Origin of the sequence: Streptomyces sp. NBC_00234, from assembly GCF_036195325.1 — a bacterium.
GTDB lineage: Bacteria > Actinomycetota > Actinomycetes > Streptomycetales > Streptomycetaceae > Streptomyces.
The window spans coordinates 7,003,111-7,019,328 of the sequence record NZ_CP108101.1; the positions used below are offsets into that span (position 1 = coordinate 7,003,111).

The window sequence follows — 16,218 nt, forward strand, 5'->3', positions numbered from 1 at the left end:
GCCCAGGCACCGGACCGCCCGCCGGCCGCACGGCGCGGGCCGGGATCTCACCCCGGTTCGCGCCGGTTCGCGAGGTTCAGGACGGGATGCGGAACGTCTCGCCGTACGTCTGCCACACCAGAGGCGTCCGCAGCCCCAGATTGCCGTTGCGCAGGAACACCCGCTGCGCGGTGTCGATCCGCGAGGTGTCGCGCTGCGTCTTCTTCGCCCGGATCACCGACGCGCCCGCGTCCAGGAAGGCGTCGAGGTACGCGGTCTCGTCACCGCCCTCGGCCGCCGTGTCGGCCTTGGCCATCGCCGCGTCACGGATTCCGTAGAAACCCGTCGCCTCTATGCCGGGACCGTGCAGGACCATGGCGTCGTAGTAGATGAACTGCCCCAGCGTGCCGAGCCCGTCCAGCTTCGCCAGCCGCACCGCGGGCTCGAAGTAGAGCCTGTCCCGGAACTCCTCCTGGGCGTCCCGGAACGCCTTGTCCCCGGCCGCCTCCTTCCACGCGTCCGTGAAGCCGGGGTCCAGTCCCTCGTGCGAATCGGTGCCGTCCACCGCGCGCAGGGCGGGGACGAACCGGGCGAGAGGATTGTCCGGGTGGTCCTCGGTGAAGGACTCGACGAGCTGGAGCATGTCGTTCGTCCCGGAACAGAAGCCGACGATCCCGGCCGTGTAACCGGTGCCGTCGCCCACGTCCTCGATGGTGCCGTACTGGCTGCGCCAGTCCAGCGTGGAGCTCTCCGCGCTCGCCACCAGCTGCGAGGCGATCTCCTTCATCCGCGGCTTCGCGAGGCCGGCCGGCAGAGCGGCTATCTCCGCGTCCTCCGCCTCCCGCCTGGCCGCGTCGGCGGCGTCCGTACCGGCAGGGGCGGGTGCCTCGGGCTGCGTCGCCTGCGGCGAGCCCGTGGGCAGCGCGGACTCGCCGCTGCTGCCGAACACGATGGATGCGGCGATGGCGATCGGTGCGCCGAAGAGGAAGAGACGCGTCACTGGCTTCACCCGGCACAGAGTACGGTCCGTAAACCTCTGGGGTCGGTGCACCCCCGCACGGCACAATCACTCCCATGACCGATGCCAGGCCCGTCGCCCTCGTCTGCGCCCTGCTCGATGCCGTCGACTCCCTCTCGTATCCGCAGCGCATGCGGGAACTCGCCGTGCGTGCCCGGCGGTTCAAGGACGACGGAGTGCTGCGTGCCGTCCTGGAGGAGCTGGAGAACGGCGGCGGACCGTACGAGCGGGGCCTCGCCGTCATAGCCGCCGCCGTCGGCCGGGACCGCGACTGGATCGAGACCTGCATCGCCGACGAGGACTCCTTCGTCCGGGGGCACGCGCTCCGGGTGGCCCACAGCCTCGGCGTGCCCGACACCGCGTACGAGAGGGCACTGGCCGACGCGCCCACGGCCGTGCGCCGTCAGCTGATGCGGGCGATCGCCGCCGACCGGCGCACCGCGCTCGCCGACCGGCTGGTCGACGGGGTCCGCGAGACCTGGGGGGACGCGGAGGCGGCCCGGCTGCTGCCGGGCTGCTCCGCCGCCACCGTGACCAGGCTGCTGCCCGCCCTTTTCCGTTCGGTCGGCGGCTGGACCGCCCTGGGCCGCCGTCACCCCGGCCCGCTCCTGGACGCCGCGGAACAGGACCTCGCCGCACGGCCCGAGGCGCTGCGGGAGCACTGGTGGCAGTGGTACGGGCACGACCGCGCGGTCGCCGCCGCCGCGCCCCGGCTGCCGCACCGGGTACTCGACCTGCTGGAGCGCTACGGGCCGTCCACGGTGCCCCGGGCGCTCCACGCCTGCCTCGGGCCGCTCGCGACGGCCGACCCCACCCGTCTGCTCCGGCTCCTCGCCGGCCCCGGCGGACCCGATGCCCTCCAGGCGACACGCGGCGGCGCCCTCGGGCCCACGGTGCTGGAACGGCTCGCCCGGCAGACGCCCGAGGGGGAGTTCACCGAACTCGGCCGGTCCCTGGCGGATCACGGCGACGCGCTGAACAAGCTGATCCTGGCGCTGCCCCCGGCCCGTCGCGGGCCCTTCCACGAGGCCGTCACCGACGGCAGGGGCGAGGGCCCGGCCGGCACCGTGGACGCCGCGCTGCTCGACGCGATGCCCCGCAGCCACGTGGCGCACCTGGCGCGGCGGATGGCCGACCGCGCCCGGGACCGCGGTGCACGATGGAACGAGGTCCTGCTCGCCGAGTCCTTCCTGCCGGTCGCCGAGGTACGCGAGCGGCTGCTGACGGCCACCCGCCGGCCGGCCGCCGCCGACCGCGCCGAAGCCTGGCCGCTGCTGATCCGCAACGCCGGGCGCTCGGGCGACCCGTCCGCCGTCGCCACCGTCCTCGACGACATGCTGCGCCTGCGCAACGAGCAGGACCCGGTACGGTCCACCGCGCTGCGCGCCCTGCTCGACACGGCGCCCGCCCTCTTCACCGACGAGGTGGAGCCGCTGCTCGACCGCATCACCTCCGACGCGGTCGAGGCCCGCGACTCCTCCCCGCAGACCCGGTCCACGCTGAGCTCGCTGGCCCTGGGCATCCTGCGCGAGCACGCGGCCACCGGGCAGCGGGCGCTCGTCAACTGGGCGCTGCGCACGCTGGTCAGGCTCTCCGGAAGCACCGGGCACGCCGACCTGGGCCGGCTGGACCGCACCCTGCGACGCGGGCAGGAGCACACCGTCTTCGAGGCGCTGCGGCCCTGGCTGGAAGCGGGGAGCGAGAAGTCCGACTACGGGCTCGTGTTCGCGCTGACGCGGGCCGTCGGCCGGCGCGCCGCCGCCATGCCGGAGCTCCAGGAACTGCTGTGGCAGGCGGTCCGCTACGGAAGCAACTCCGCCGCCCGGACCGCGATCGGCCTGTGGCTGCAACCGGCCGCCGACCGGGACGAGCGGGTGGAACGCGTCCTCGCCCGGGAACCCTCCGCCGCCGTCCTGCCGGAGGTCATCGCCGTACTCACCCGCCGCCGCACCGACCTGCTCGACCCGTACCTCGCCGAAATCCCGCCCTACGGACGCTTCCTCACGCACGGCGCCGCGTGGACACCACCGGTCGGGGACTGCGCGCGGTGGGTGCCCCGCCAGCAACTGGCCGCCGCCAGGACTCTGACGCGGGCGGCCCGGGACGAGAAGCTGCCCCTGTACACACGGGCCGGGGCGATCGCCGATCTGGCCCGCATCCCCGGACACGGCGCGGACGCGGTACGCGAATGGACCGGATCGGCCGATGTGGTGCTCGCCGAGGCGGCCCTCGCCGCACTCGCCCGGACGGACGTGCCGGCCGACGCGCTGCCCGCGCTGCTCGCCCACACCGGCGACGACCGGGCCCGCGTCGCCGTGTACGCGGCGAGCCGGGCCGCGCTCCACACCCGTCCGTCCACGCTGGGCGCACTGCTGCGCGAGCGCACCGCGCCCGGCACCGGCAAGGTGACCAGCCGCAAGGAGATGGTCAGACTCGCCGCGACCCGGCTGCCGTCGGACCTGGCCGCGGACCTGCTCGCCGAGGCGTACGCGATGCCGGACCAGCATCCGGACGTCCGGGCCGCGTGCGTGGCGTTCGGTACGGATCTGCTCGGCGACGAGCGGATGTGGGAGGTGATGACGGACGCGGCACGCGGTGAACGCGCCCTGTGCACCGCCGTGCTGCGGGCGCATCCCGCACAGCTGCCCGAGGCCCACCGCCCGCGCTACGCGCGGCTGGTGCAGGAGGTGTGCGCCACCGACGACGAGGAGCTCGCCGCTCTGGCCCACCGCACGCTGGTGCACTGGGTGCCCTGGGCCCCCGGGGCCTGTGACGTACTGGTGGCGGCGGTCACCGGCCTGGACCGGCGCGGGGCCTGGCGGTCGGCGGCGGACGCACTGGTCGGCGCCGCCTTCGTCACTCCGGAGGCGGCACTCGCCCTGAACCGGACCCTGTTCGCGCTGGCCGTCGACGACACCGCCGACGAGGCGGGAAGCGCACGGGACCGGCCGGCCAGACAACGGATCGTGCAGGCGGTCCGCTCGCTCACCGCCCGGGCGATGCCCCGGCACGGCACCGCAGGGCCCGTGCTCTCCGCTGCCGGCGAGGTCCTCGCCCGGCACCGGGACTTCGTACCGCAGGCGGCCGAACTGCTCGTGCACGCCGTCGACCTGGATCCGGAGACCGGGCCGGGCGCGCTGCACACGGCGCTGGCCAGGCTCGCCGGGCTGCACGAGGGGCGGCCGGTGCTCGCCTCCCGCACGGCCACGACACTCGGCAAGCGGATCGGCTCCGCCGGCCGGTCCGCGGGCGGCGACACCGAAGCGCTGCTCACCGTGGCCGCACGGCTCACCGGGAGCGGCGGCTGCGCCGAGGGGCTCTTCGCGGCGGCGATCACCGCGGCGGCCGGGCGGCGCACCGCTTGGACGGGACCGTGGCGCACCCAGCTGAGACTGCTGCGCCAGCACCCGGTCGCCGATGTGCGGGACGCGGCGTACGCGCAGGTGACGGCAGCGGAGTGAGGGCGCCGGGCGACGGCCCGGCGCCCTCACTCCCCGCGGCTATGCCTTGCCGCGCGCGACCATCCGCGCCTTGCGGGCGGCCAGCTTCTCGTCGAACTTCGACGCCTCGCTGTCCAGTCCGCTCATGTACATCCCGAGCTCTTCCTGCGCCTTGAGACCCTCCGGGCCGAGCCCGTCGATGTCGAGGACCTTCAGGTAGCGGAGCACCGGCTGGATGACGTCGTCGTGGTGGATCCGCATGTTGTAGATCTCGCCGATCGCCATCTGGGCGGCGGCCCGCTCGAAGCCGGGCATGCCGTGTCCGGGCATCCGGAAGTTGACCACGACGTCGCGTACGGACTGCATCGTGAGGTCGGGGGCGAGCTCGAAGGCCGCGCCCAGGAGGTTCCGGTAGAAGACCATGTGCAGGTTCTCGTCGGTCGCGATCCGCGCGAGCATCCGGTCGCAGACCGGGTCGCCCGACTGGTGGCCGGTGTTGCGGTGCGAGACGCGGGTCGCCAGCTCCTGGAAGGCGACGTATGCGACGGAGTGCAGCATCGAGTGGCGGTTGTCGGACTCGAAGCCCTCCGCCATGTGCGCCATCCGGAACTGCTCCAGCTTGTCCGGGTCGACGGCGCGCGAGGTGAGCAGGTAGTCGCGCATCACGATGCCGTGACGGCCCTCCTCGGCGGTCCAGCGGTGCACCCAGGTGCCCCAGGCGCCGTCGCGGCCGAAGAGGGAGGCGATCTCGTGGTGGTAGCTGGGGAGGTTGTCCTCGGTCAGCAGGTTGACCACGAGGGCGATCTTGCCGATGTCCGTGACCTTGGACTGCTCGGCCTCCCAGGCCTGGCCGTCCTCGAAGATGCCGGGGAAGTTGCGACCGTCGGAGAACGGCACGTACTCGTGCGGCATCCAGTCCTTGGCGACCTTGAGATGGCGGTTGAGTTCCTTCTCCACCACCTCTTCCAGTGCGTACAGCAGCTGGGCGTCTGTCCACGCCTTCGAACTGCCGAGGTGGGGAGAGGTGATCGTCACGGGGGCTCCTGGGGACGGGAGAATTACCTACGGCTTCGTAGGTTACGTGACCGTAGGTTAAAGCGAGGGTAAGGCCGCAGCCAAGCCCGTCCCCCGGAGCGCCCGATTACGCCCCGTTATGTGTGCAGGTCGCGGACGCGTACGGAGAGGCAGGTCACGCATCCTTCGAGCTTCTCGTACTCGCTGATGTCCACCACAACGGGTTCGAAACCGAGCTCGGAGAACAGCTCGGCGGACTTCGGCGCGCTCGCGGCCATCAGCAGTTTCCCGCCGCCGAGCAGCACCACGTGCGCGCCCGCCTCCTCCGGCACCGGAAGGAAGCGGCCGAAGACGGAGACCTCGTCGACGAGCGGCGGGTACCCGATGACCGTGCCGTCCGGAAGTGCCGTCACCGCGGACTTGAGGTGCAGCACCTTGCTGACGGGTACGGCCACGACGCGGGCGCCCAGCGGCTCGAAGGCGGCCCGGAGCTGCCGCACCCCCTCGGCGTTCGTCCGGCCGCCCCGTCCGACGTAGACGGTGTCGCCGGTCTTGAGGACGTCCCCGCCGTCGAGCGTGCCCGGGGCGCGCACCCGGTTCACCGAGCAGCCGAGCCGGACCAGGGCCTCCTCCACGCCGGGGGTCTCGCCCCTGCGGGACTCCGCCCCGGACCGGGCGATCAGGGCGACGTTGCGGAACATCACCACGGCGTCCTCGACGAACACGCTGTCCGGGAAGTCGTCGGCGGCGGCCACCTCGACGGTCTCCCAGCCGTGCTCGCGCAGGGCCGCGCCGTAGCGGTCCCACTGATCGTGGGCGAGGGCGACGTCGACGGGTGTGCGTTCCAGGTGGGTGACGAGTCCCTCGGCGAGACGCGGACCCGCTCGGCGGACGAGGGCTTTGGTGCTGGACATGGGCGGTGCTCCTCAGGGTCGGTCCCGGTCCCGGCGGCGGTGTACTCAGAGCTGTCGGCGTACTCGGAGTGACTGGCGCACGGGGACTCGGGAGATCGGTGGTCGTGGTGGGGGGTGACCGGCGGGGGAGGGGTCAGTGCAGGAGGTGGTCGGCCGCGCCGGATTTCACCGCGGAGATCAGTGCCTGCAGGGCCTCCACCGAGTCGCTCACGTAGGTGCCGGTGTCGGTGGTGGACCCGATGTAGGCCCTCCCCTGACTGTCGAGCCCGAAGCGGAAGCAGTTGGCGCCCTCGCTGCAGAAGGCTTCGTCCCAGTTGATATCGGTCATGATCTCTCTCCTCAGAGGTCCTGGGCTATACATCGGATGAAGTCGCGCGACTCCCGGACCGGCAGGGCGAGCGTGCGCAGCCGCTCCAACAGGCCCCGGTATCGCCTTAGTTGCATGTCGGCGTCGAGCAGCATTGAACCGTGCGAGGAATCGAGCTGCACAGTGTCCAACTGCGGGACCGCTGCGCCGACATAGGTGAAGGACTGCCCGGCCCCCGGGAATCCGCCGGCCGTGAACGGAATGACGCGGACAGTGATCCGGTCCCGTTCGGACTGTTCCAGGACGTGCTCCAGTTGCGCTCCCGCCACTTTGGGGCCCCCGAACTGCATGCGCAGCGCGGCTTCGTGGATCACCGCCTCGTACAGCGGCGGCAGGTCCCGCTCCAGCACCTCCTGGCGGCGCAGCCGCAGGGAGAGCCGTGCCAGCAGGTCCGGTCCCGGCAGGCGGGGGTCGGCCGTGTCGAAGACCGCCCGCGCATGCTCCTCGGTCTGCAGGAGTCCGGGGATGTGGGTGGTGGTCGCGGTGTTCAACTCGACCGCGTGGTACTCCAGTTCGGCGATGTCGAGCAGGCTGGGAAGCAGTAGCCCCCGGTGTTCCTCCCACCAGCCGCGCGCCCGCTCCTGCGCCATCTCCGCCAGCAGGTCGACCAACCCGGTGTCCGGGCAGCCGTAGTTGAACGCGAGGGTGCGCACCCGCTCGGAACTTATCCCGAACCGGCCGGACTCGATGTTGGGAATGCGCGTGCGGTCGACTCCCAGCAGGGCGGCGGCCTGTTGGGCCGACATGCCCGACTGTTCGCGGAGTTTGCGGAGTTCGTAGCCCAGGCGTTGCTGGCGGGCCGTCGGGGTGCTTCTGGGCGGCACAGGGCGCGTCCTCTCCGTGGTGGGCCGGCGAAACGACCGGAACGCCACAAGTAGTAGCACTGTGCTCCAGCGTGCGCTACGGTCGGTAATGCAAGTTACACACGGGGCGACCAAGTCCGCGTGTGATCGTCCGCACATGTGCCGAGAAATGTGAGTATCCGAATGAAGGGCGCACTGCGTTGCCTACCGGCCCCCGCACCTGCCGGACCCCACCCGCCGGTGGCGGACAATCTCAGCTATTCGTTCGCCCTTCCCGGCGGTGCGTACTGCGCGGGACTCGCCCGCTGAGCCGTGAACGAACTGATGATCCGGCACGGTCTGAAGGAACTGCGCGAGACGGCTGTCCTCGCCGTTTCCGAACTGGTGGCGACCGCTTACCGGTTCACTCCGGACCGCGAGATGCTGCTGCGCATCCACTGGCAGTTCGATGCGCTGCGCATCGTCCTCTACGACCAGCATCCGGCCCACGAGACGGGCGAGCGGTCGGAGGACTGCCGTGAACGCCGCAGCGCGAGCATGTGGTTGCTCGCCGCGGCCGTCGACGCGCACGGCGGGGACTGGGGGCTCGCGCCCGCGGTGACGCCGTCCGGCGGATCGAAGACCTGGGCGTTACTCCAGCGATAAGCGAGAGCAGTGTGCTGTGCCGGACGGCCGGGAAGGCCGGGCCGGGAAGGTCAGCAGGACCCGCCCAGCAGGTCGGACAGGCTCCGGTCGAGGTCCAGGAAACGGTGCTCGTCACCGACCGGCACCAATTCCTGTGCACGCTCCAGGAACCGGCGCAGCTCCGCGGTCCGCACATGCACCATGGCCACCCCTTCGGCGGCGTGGAACTCCAGGACCGTCCGCTCGTATCCGAAGGGCCGCACGCGTACGTCCCCGACGCCGGCCGGGCCGTCCACGCCCGTCGCGAGCAGTTCGCGCGAGAACTCCCAGGACACCTCCGTCCCCTCCAGCGTCGCAGGGGCGGGGAACGCCATGCGTACGGCGAACGGGTCCTCGCGGTCGTACTGCAGGGTGGCGGGCAGAGTTTCCATCCGCGGAGCGGATGCGACCATGCGGGCCTGTACGGACTGCTCGATAACGCTGGACACGACCTGCTCCCTCTCGCGCGCGGTGAACGGTTCCCGGCATTGGAGTAGACGACGGAACTCCTCGTTTCGTGCACTGGGGTGCGGCGTGAGCTGCGTCACCGCGTGCCTCATTCCGCCATGTGCCCACTTCCGGGCGGTGCACGCTGGACGGCCCGCCGCCCGTGGGTTAGCTTCCAGCGCCATGAAGGCCATGGGAAAGACGAGACGACTGATAGCAATGGGGCTGTGTGGGGCGGCTGTTACCGCCGCTCTGGCCGCACCGAGCGCACAGGCCGCAGCGGACGCACCGGCAGGGCCGGAGCAGCTGACGGCGAGCTGGGCACTCACCGACACCGGCACGACGGCACGCTTCCGGGGGCTCGCCGCCGTCAGCCGCAGCACCGCATGGGTCGCCGGATCCAAGGGCACCGTCCTGCGGACCTCCGACGGTGGCGCGCACTGGCAGGACGTCTCGCCGCCGGGGGCGGCCGAGCTGGAGTTCCGGGACGTCGAGGCGTTCGACGGCCGCCGCGCCGTGGCGCTGGCCATCGGGGAGGGCGAGGCGTCCAGGGTCTTCCGTACGGACGACGGCGGGGCGACCTGGACGGAGTCCTTCCGGAACACCGACGCCCGGGCGTTCTACGACTGCATGACCTTCTTCGACCGCCGGCACGGGCTCGCGATGAGCGACCCGGTGGACGGCAGGTTCCGCATCCTGTCGACCGACGACGGCGGCCGGAGCTGGACGGTGCTGCCCACGGCCGGGATGCCGGCCGCCCAGCCCGGTGAGGCGGGATTCGCCGCGAGCGGCCAGTGCCTGGTCAGCTCGGGTCCGAAGGATGTGTGGCTGGCCACCGGCGGCGCGGCCACGGCGCGGGTCCTGCACTCCGGGGACCGCGGCCTGACCTGGACCGCGGCCGAGTCGACGCTTCCGGCGGGCGATCCCGCGCGGGGCGTCTTCGGTGTCGCCTTCCGTGACCGCACGCACGGCATCGCGGTCGGCGGTGACTACCGCGCCGACCAGCAGTCGCCGGACAGCTCGGCGGTCACCTCCGACGGCGGCCGGGACTGGCGGCAGTCCGCCACCACGCCTCCGGCCTACCGCTCGGGCGTCACCTGGCTGCCGCACAGCCGGTCCGGCGCACTGGCGGTCGGTCCGACCGGTACGGACCTCACCCTGGACGGCGGCCGGACCTGGCGCACGGTCGACACCGGTTCGTACGACACGGTGGACTGCACGGCCGACTTCGGCTGCTGGGCGTCGGGGGAGAAGGGGCGGGTGGCGCGGCTCGGCGTCCGTCCGGGGCTCTGAGGCCCCACCCTTCGGGTGGACGACGATACTTTGCGGACACTCCCTAGGGGCGGGCTACTGCCGGTAAGGCTCCAGCCCGGGCGCGGTCTTCGTCGCGATGAACTCCGTGATCCGGTAGGCGCAGACGCCCTGCGCCGCGAAGGGGTCGGCCGCCGCGATCTTCTCGATCTGCGCGCGGTCGTCCCCGGCGGCCAGGATCACCCCGCCGTCGCGGGGATTCTTGCGGCCCGAAGCGAGAAACACCCCGGCGGCGTACTGGGCGTCGAGCCAGGTGATGTGCTCCTCCATCAGCGCGTCGACGCGCTCGACGGGGGCGGTGTAGGTCAACTCGAGTACGAACATGATCGCCAGGCTACCTAAGCTGGACCCCACTATGACTACCTTCCGCATGCCTGCCGACGAGGCCGAAGCCCGGGCCATCCAGGATTCCCTGCGCGCCCTCGTGGTGCTCGACGAACCCGGGCCGCCGCCCGGCACCGGTCTGGTGACGGGCGTCGACGTCGCCTACGACGAGGAGCGGGACGTCGTCGTCGCGGCGGCCGTCGTCCTGGACGCCGCGACGCTCGACGTGGTCGAGGAGGCCACCGCCGTCGGCCGCGTCACCTTTCCCTATGTCCCCGGGCTCCTCGCCTTCCGCGAGATGCCCACCGTCCTGGAGGCGCTGGAGTCCCTCGACAGCGACCCCGGACTCGTCGTCTGCGACGGCTACGGGCTGGCGCACCCGCGCCGCTTCGGGCTGGCCAGCCATCTGGGCGTAGTCACCGGGCTGCCGGTCATCGGTGTCGGGAAGAACCCGTTCACCTTCCATTACGAGGCTCCGGGGCCCCTGCGCGGAGACTCCTCGCCCCTCGTCGACGGCGACGAGGAAGTGGGCCGGGCCCTGCGCACCCAGGAGGGCACCAAGCCGGTGTTCGTCTCCGTGGGCCACCGGACCGGGCTCGACAACGCCTGCGCCCACACCCTCCGCCTCGCCCGTCACTTCCGGCAGCCGGAGACCACCCGCAGGGCCGACGCGCTCTGCCGCAGTGCCCTGCGCGAGGCGACCGCCTGAGTATCCGTACGGATGGCGCCCGCCGCTTCCGATCGGCAGGCTGGAACGTATGAACACGCATCGCACAACCGTCCGAGCCGTACCCGTTCAGCGCGCCGGGGGCCGCGTCGCGGTGGGCATGCTCCTCGGCGCCGTCGCGGGGCTCGTCTGGGCCGGCGCGATGCTCTACACCCTGGCCTCCTGGATCTTCTGACCCACCGGCCGCGGCCCGCCCCGGTCCTCGGCTGCCCGCCGAGGACCGGGGCCGGCGCCGTCCTCAGCGGACCGCCGCCACCCGGAAGCCCACTCCGGCGGCCTTCAGCCGCTCCAGCAGCGCATCGCCCATCGCCGCCGCGGTGGTGACCTGGCCCGAGGTCGCGGGCAGATCGTCCAGGGCGAGGCAGAGTGCCGATTCGGCGAGCATCTTCGCCGTCTCGCCGTACCCCGGATCGCCGCCCGCCACCTCGGTGAAGACCCGGCGTCCGCCGCCCTCCCCGACGAAGCGCACGGTGAACCAGCTGCGCTTCCTGCGCTGCTCGTCGGGCCCCTGTCCCGGTTCGTAGCGCTCCATCAGCCAGTCGCGTGCGGCCGGCAGCTGGGCGGCGGCGAGCAGCGCCCCGATGGCCGCGGTGCCGCCGAGCGCCACCGGCAGATGCTTCACCGAGGCGAAGTGCCGGTAGCGGAAGTCGGGGCCGTACCGCTCCAGTGCCCGCGCCGAACGCTCCACGACCCGCGGGTCCAGGGTCGGCAGGGGGAGCGCCCAGGTGCCGGTCTCCCCGCTGAAGTGCGGGGTCCCCAGCGGGGACCGGGCCCGGCGTCCGACCAGACGCGGCTCGTGCAGCCGCCGTTCCTTCGCGGCCCGCAGCATCTGCGGGCCGCGGCCCATCGCGGTCAGCGCCGAGGCGAACGTACCCCCGGAGAAGGCCGCGTTGCTGCGGACGAAGCCGTCGACGGACAGCGGCACACCGCTCGGCAGCTGCTGGACGGTGAAGTAGACCCCGAGGTCGTGCGGCACGGAGTCGAAACCGCAGGCGTGCACGATCCGCGCCCCCGTCTCGCGGGCCCGTGCGTCGTGCTCCAGATACATCCGGTCGACGAACTCCGCCTCGCCCGTGAGGTCGGCGCAGTCCGTGCCGGCCTCCGCGCAGGCGGCCACCAGCTTCTCCCCGTACCAGACGTACGGTCCCACCGTCGTGGCCACGACATGCGTGGACTCGGCCAGCGCACGCAAGGACGCCGCGTCGTCGGCGTCGGCATGCAACAGGGGCAGGTCCGCGCAGCCCGGGTCGATGGCCGTGAGGCGCTCACGCAGCTGTTCCAGCTTGGCGCGGTTACGGCCGGCCAGCGCCCAGCGGCACGTGTCGGGGGCGTGCGCGGCCAGATATTCGGCCGTGAGCACCCCCACGAAGCCGGTGGCGCCGAATAGGACGACGTCATAGGGGCGTTCTGCCCCGTTCTGCCTGTTCACGAGTGCCTCCGCAGGGGCCGGCGCCGATGTAGCAGGCAGAGGTTAGCGGAGGCGGACGTGGTGCCGCGCCCCGGGCGGGTTCCTTACGAGAGGATCCGGAGGAAGAGCTAAGCGCTTGCTCGGCCCAAGGGGTTGTGCGGAGCGCGGCACGTTCTTAGCATCGTTGATGTTACATCGGTTGTGTCACACCTCTGGGGGCTTGATGGCAAGGGCAGAGAGCGTTCCGCAGGGCCCGCTGACGGGGGTGCGTGTGGTCGAACTGGCCGGCATCGGCCCGGGTCCGTTCGCCGCCATGCTCCTGGCCGACCTCGGCGCCGACGTGGTCCGGGTCGACCGTCCGGGCGGCGCGGGGCTCGGTATCGATCCTGCCCTCGACCTCACCAACCGCAACAAGCGCTCCGTCCTCGTCGACCTCAAGGCCGAGGACGGTCCGGCCCGGGTGCTGGATCTCGTCGAGCGCGCCGACATCCTGATCGAGGGCTACCGGCCCGGAGTCGCCGAGCGTCTCGGCGTGGGTCCCGACGCCTGCCTGGCCCGCAATCCGCGGCTCGTCTACGGGCGGATGACCGGCTGGGGCCAGGACGGCCCGCTCGCCCCGCGCGCCGGGCACGACATCGCGTACATCGCCCTCACCGGCACCCTCTCCATGATCGGCCGTCCCGGCGAGCCCCCGACCGTCCCCGCCAACCTGGTCGGCGACTACGCGGGCGGCTCCCTCTACCTCGTCGTCGGAGTCCTCGCCGCCCTCCAGCACGCCAGGACGCCGGGCGGCGCCGGCCAGGTCGTCGACGCGGCGATCGTCGACGGCGCCGCCCATCTCGCCACGATGATCCACGGAATGCTGGCGGCCGGCAGCTGGCAGGACCGGCGCGGCTCGAACCTGCTGGACGGCGGCTGCCCCTTCTACGGCACCTACGAGACGGCCGACGGGCAGTACATGGCGGTGGGGCCGCTGGAACAGCGGTTCTACGAGGAGTTCGTCGCACTCCTCGGGATCGCCGGCGAGGCTCCGGACCGGTCGGACCTCACCCGCTGGGGCGATCTGCGCATCGCCGTCGCCGCGCGCTTCCTGACCCGTACGCGGGAGGAGTGGACCGAGGTCTTCGAGGGCACGGACGCCTGCGTCGCCCCCGTCCTCTCGCTCCGCGAGGCCCCGCACCATCCGCACAACGCCGCCCGCTCCACCTTCGTCGAGCACGACGGCCTCACCCAGCCCGCACCCGCGCCCCGCTTCTCCGCCACGCCGGTCTCCGTGCGCCGCGGGCCCGCCCGGCCGGGTGCCGACACCGACGACGTTGCCCGGGACTGGGACGTGCCGGGCCTGCGCACCACCTCCATCGACGACCGGCTCTAGGGGGCCTCCGTGCAGCGGCAGATCTTCACCGAAGAACACGACGCGTTCCGCGAGACCGTCCGTACCTTCCTCACCAAGGAGGTGCTCCCGCACTACGAGCAGTGGGAGAGGGACGGCATCGTCTCGCGCGAGGCGTGGCTGGCGGCCGGACGGCAGGGACTGCTCGGTCTCGCCGTCCCCGAGGAGTACGGAGGCGGCGGCACCACCGACTTCCGCTACAGCGCCGTCCTCGCCGAGGAGTTCACCCGGGCGGGCGCCCCCGGCCTCGCCCTCGGCCTGCACAACGACATCATCGGCCCCTACCTGACCGGGCTGGCGACCGAGGAGCAGAAGCGGCGCTGGCTGCCCGGCTTCTGCAGCGGCGAGATCATCACGGCCATCGCGATGACCGAGCCGGGCGCGGGCTCCGACCTCCAGGGCATCCGCACCACCGCCGAGGACAAGGGCGACCACTGGCTGCTCAACGGCTCGAAGACGTTCATCTCCAACGGCATCCTCGCCGACCTGGTGGTCGTCGTCGCCAGGACCACCCCCGAGGGCGGCGCGAAGGGCCTCTCCCTGATCGTCGTCGAGCGCGGCGCGGAGGGCTTCGAGCGGGGCCGCAACCTCGACAAGATCGGCCAGAAGTCCCAGGACACCGCCGAGCTGTTCTTCCACGACGTCCGCGTCCCCAAGGAGAACCTCCTCGGCGAGCGCGACGGCGCCTTCATCCACCTCATGACCAACCTGGCGCAGGAACGGATGGGCATCGCGGTCGCCGGAATCGCCGCCGCCGAACACCTCCTGGAGATCACCACCCGGTACGTCAAGGAGCGCGAGGCGTTCGGACGGCCGCTCTCCAAGCTCCAGCACATCCGGTTCGAGATCGCCGAGATGGCCACCGAGTGCGCCGTCACCCGGAGCTTCCTCGACCGCTGCATCGTCGACCACTCGGACGGAGTCCTCGACGCCGTACACGCCTCGATGGCCAAGTGGTGGGCCACCGAACTGCAGAAGCGCGTCGCCGACCGCTGCCTCCAACTCCACGGCGGATACGGCTACATGGCCGAGTTCCCGGTGGCCAGGGCCTTCACCGACGGCCGCATCCAGACCATCTACGGCGGCACGACCGAGATCATGAAAGAGATCATCGGCCGCTCGCTCCTCGCCTGACCTCCGCTGCGCAACCACCCTCGAAAGGCTGCTGTCTTGAGTACCGAAGCGTTCGTCTACGACGCGATCCGCACCCCGCGTGGCCGCGGCAAGGCCAATGGCGCCCTGCACGGCACCAAGCCGATCGACCTGGTCGTCGGCCTCATCCACGAGATCCGCGACAGGTTCCCGAACCTCGACCCGGCGGCCATCGACGACATCGTCCTCGGCGTGGTCAGCCCGCTCGGTGACCAGGGCTCCGACATCGCCCGCATCGCCGCCGTCGCGGCCGGTCTCCCCGACTCCGTCGCCGGTGTCCAGGAGAACCGCTTCTGCGCCTCCGGCCTCGAAGCCGTCAACCTGGCCGCGGCCAAGGTGCGCTCCGGCTGGGAGGACCTCGTCCTGGCCGGCGGCGTCGAGTCGATGTCCCGCGTCCCGATGGGCTCGGACGGCGGCGCCTGGGCCATGGACCCGATGACCAACTACGAGACCGGCTTCGCCCCGCAGGGCATCGGCGCCGACCTCATCGCCACCATCGAGGGCTTCTCCCGCCGCGACGTCGACGAGTACGCGGCCCTCTCGCAGGAGCGCGCCGCCGAGGCGTGGAAGGACGGCCGCTTCGCCCGCTCCGTCGTCCCCGTCAAGGACCGCAACGGCCTCGTCGTCCTCGACCACGACGAGCACATGCGGCCCGGCACCACCGCCGACTCGCTCGCCTCGCTCAAGCCCTCCTTCGCCACGATCGGCGAGATGGGCGGCTTCGACGCCGTCGCGCTCCAGAAGTACCACTGGGTCGAGAAGATCGACCACGTCCACCACGCGGGCAACTCCTCGGGCATCGTCGACGGCGCCGCCCTGGTCGCCATCGGCTCGAAGGAGGTCGGCGAGCGCTACGGCCTCACCCCGCGCGCCCGCATCGTCTCCGCCGCGGTCTCCGGCTCGGAGCCGACCATCATGCTGACCGGGCCCGCGCCCGCCACCCGCAAGGCACTCGCCAAGGCCGGGCTGACCATCGACGACATCGACCTCGTCGAGATCAACGAAGCCTTCGCCGGAGTCGTCCTGCGCTTCGTCAGGGACATGGGCCTCTCGCTGGACAAGGTCAACGTCAACGGCGGCGCCATCGCGCTCGGCCACCCGCTCGGCGCCACCGGCGCGATGATCCTCGGCACGCTCGTCGACGAGCTGGAGCGGCGCGACAAGCGGTACGGCCTCATCACCCTCTGCGTCGGCGGCGGCATGGGCATCGCCACCGTCATCGAGCGTCTCTGACCGTCCCCGGCCACCCCTGCTTACG

At 72.0% G+C, this 16,218-nt stretch carries 16 protein-coding genes; 8 read left to right on the forward strand and 8 right to left on the reverse strand.

Features of this window, described 5'->3' with window-relative positions:
• Nucleotides 1–76: 76 nt before the first annotated feature.
• A complete protein-coding gene (locus tag OG230_RS30710; RefSeq protein ID WP_328911592.1) occupies nt 77–979 on the reverse strand; it encodes a chitosanase in 903 nt (300 codons plus the stop codon).
• Nucleotides 980–1,053: 74 nt separating this feature from the next.
• On the opposite strand from OG230_RS30710, the gene OG230_RS30715 reads away from it, so the two are divergent.
• Nucleotides 1,054–4,458: a hypothetical protein gene (locus tag OG230_RS30715; RefSeq protein WP_328906993.1), complete on the forward strand. Its 3,405-nt coding sequence runs from the start codon at nt 1,054–1,056 to the stop codon at nt 4,456–4,458.
• 39 nt (nt 4,459–4,497) lie between these two features.
• On the opposite strand, the gene OG230_RS30720 is transcribed toward OG230_RS30715, so the two are convergent.
• The 4 genes from OG230_RS30720 to OG230_RS30735 form a co-directional block, all read right to left on the reverse strand.
• Complete coding sequence (locus tag OG230_RS30720; protein ID WP_328906994.1) at nt 4,498–5,472, reverse strand: acyl-ACP desaturase; 975 nt, start codon at nt 5,470–5,472, stop codon at nt 4,498–4,500.
• Between the two features lie 116 nt (nt 5,473–5,588).
• Nucleotides 5,589–6,365 (reverse strand): dimethylargininase, encoded by a 777-nt coding sequence (gene ddaH / locus OG230_RS30725; protein WP_328906995.1) that lies wholly within the window; start codon nt 6,363–6,365, stop codon nt 5,589–5,591.
• 133 nt (nt 6,366–6,498) lie between these two features.
• Nucleotides 6,499–6,693 carry a hypothetical protein gene (locus OG230_RS30730; protein ID WP_328906996.1) on the reverse strand — a complete coding sequence of 65 codons (195 nt, stop codon included), beginning with the start codon at nt 6,691–6,693 and terminating at the stop codon, nt 6,499–6,501.
• A gap of 11 nt (nt 6,694–6,704) precedes the next feature.
• On the reverse strand, nt 6,705–7,556 hold the full coding sequence (locus tag OG230_RS30735; protein ID WP_328906997.1) for a Scr1 family TA system antitoxin-like transcriptional regulator: 852 nt from the start codon (nt 7,554–7,556) through the stop codon (nt 6,705–6,707).
• 291 nt (nt 7,557–7,847) lie between these two features.
• On the opposite strand from OG230_RS30735, the gene OG230_RS30740 reads away from it, so the two are divergent.
• The gene (locus OG230_RS30740) at nt 7,848–8,180 is read left to right on the forward strand and encodes an ATP-binding protein (protein ID WP_328906998.1); all 333 of its coding nucleotides are present in this window, start codon (nt 7,848–7,850) and stop codon (nt 8,178–8,180) included.
• A gap of 50 nt (nt 8,181–8,230) precedes the next feature.
• On the opposite strand, the gene OG230_RS30745 is transcribed toward OG230_RS30740, so the two are convergent.
• On the reverse strand, nt 8,231–8,647 hold the full coding sequence (locus tag OG230_RS30745) for an SsgA family sporulation/cell division regulator (protein ID WP_328906999.1): 417 nt from the start codon (nt 8,645–8,647) through the stop codon (nt 8,231–8,233).
• Nucleotides 8,648–8,828: 181 nt separating this feature from the next.
• Here OG230_RS30745 and OG230_RS30750 point away from each other — a divergent pair, with 181 nt between their 5' ends.
• On the forward strand, nt 8,829–9,938 hold the full coding sequence (locus OG230_RS30750; RefSeq protein WP_328907000.1) for an oxidoreductase: 1,110 nt from the start codon (nt 8,829–8,831) through the stop codon (nt 9,936–9,938).
• Between the two features lie 54 nt (nt 9,939–9,992).
• Here OG230_RS30750 and OG230_RS30755 read toward each other — a convergent pair whose 3' ends face one another.
• Nucleotides 9,993–10,280, reverse strand: a complete 288-nt coding sequence (locus OG230_RS30755; protein ID WP_328907001.1) for a YciI family protein — start codon at nt 10,278–10,280, stop codon at nt 9,993–9,995.
• A 31-nt stretch (nt 10,281–10,311) separates the two neighbouring features.
• Here OG230_RS30755 and OG230_RS30760 point away from each other — a divergent pair, with 31 nt between their 5' ends.
• Both OG230_RS30760 and mmpA read left to right on the forward strand, forming a co-directional pair.
• Complete coding sequence (locus tag OG230_RS30760; RefSeq protein ID WP_328907002.1) at nt 10,312–10,989, forward strand: endonuclease V; 678 nt, start codon at nt 10,312–10,314, stop codon at nt 10,987–10,989.
• 49 nt (nt 10,990–11,038) lie between these two features.
• Nucleotides 11,039–11,182, forward strand: a complete 144-nt coding sequence (mmpA, locus tag OG230_RS30765; protein WP_328907003.1) for a morphogenic membrane protein MmpA — start codon at nt 11,039–11,041, stop codon at nt 11,180–11,182.
• Nucleotides 11,183–11,245: 63 nt separating this feature from the next.
• Here the strand turns inward: mmpA and OG230_RS30770 are convergent, their stop codons facing one another.
• On the reverse strand, nt 11,246–12,436 hold the full coding sequence (locus OG230_RS30770; protein WP_328907004.1) for a saccharopine dehydrogenase family protein: 1,191 nt from the start codon (nt 12,434–12,436) through the stop codon (nt 11,246–11,248).
• Between the two features lie 202 nt (nt 12,437–12,638).
• Between OG230_RS30770 and OG230_RS30775 the strand changes: the two genes are divergently transcribed.
• The 3 genes from OG230_RS30775 to OG230_RS30785 are packed head-to-tail and all read left to right on the forward strand — an operon-like array spanning nt 12,639 to nt 16,193.
• Complete coding sequence (locus OG230_RS30775) at nt 12,639–13,790, forward strand: CaiB/BaiF CoA transferase family protein (RefSeq protein ID WP_328907005.1); 1,152 nt, start codon at nt 12,639–12,641, stop codon at nt 13,788–13,790.
• Nucleotides 13,791–13,799: 9 nt separating this feature from the next.
• A complete protein-coding gene (locus OG230_RS30780) occupies nt 13,800–14,942 on the forward strand; it encodes an acyl-CoA dehydrogenase family protein (RefSeq protein WP_328907006.1) in 1,143 nt (380 codons plus the stop codon).
• 36 nt (nt 14,943–14,978) lie between these two features.
• Nucleotides 14,979–16,193: an acetyl-CoA C-acetyltransferase gene (locus tag OG230_RS30785; RefSeq protein ID WP_328907007.1), complete on the forward strand. Its 1,215-nt coding sequence runs from the start codon at nt 14,979–14,981 to the stop codon at nt 16,191–16,193.
• Nucleotides 16,194–16,218: the final 25 nt, after the last annotated feature.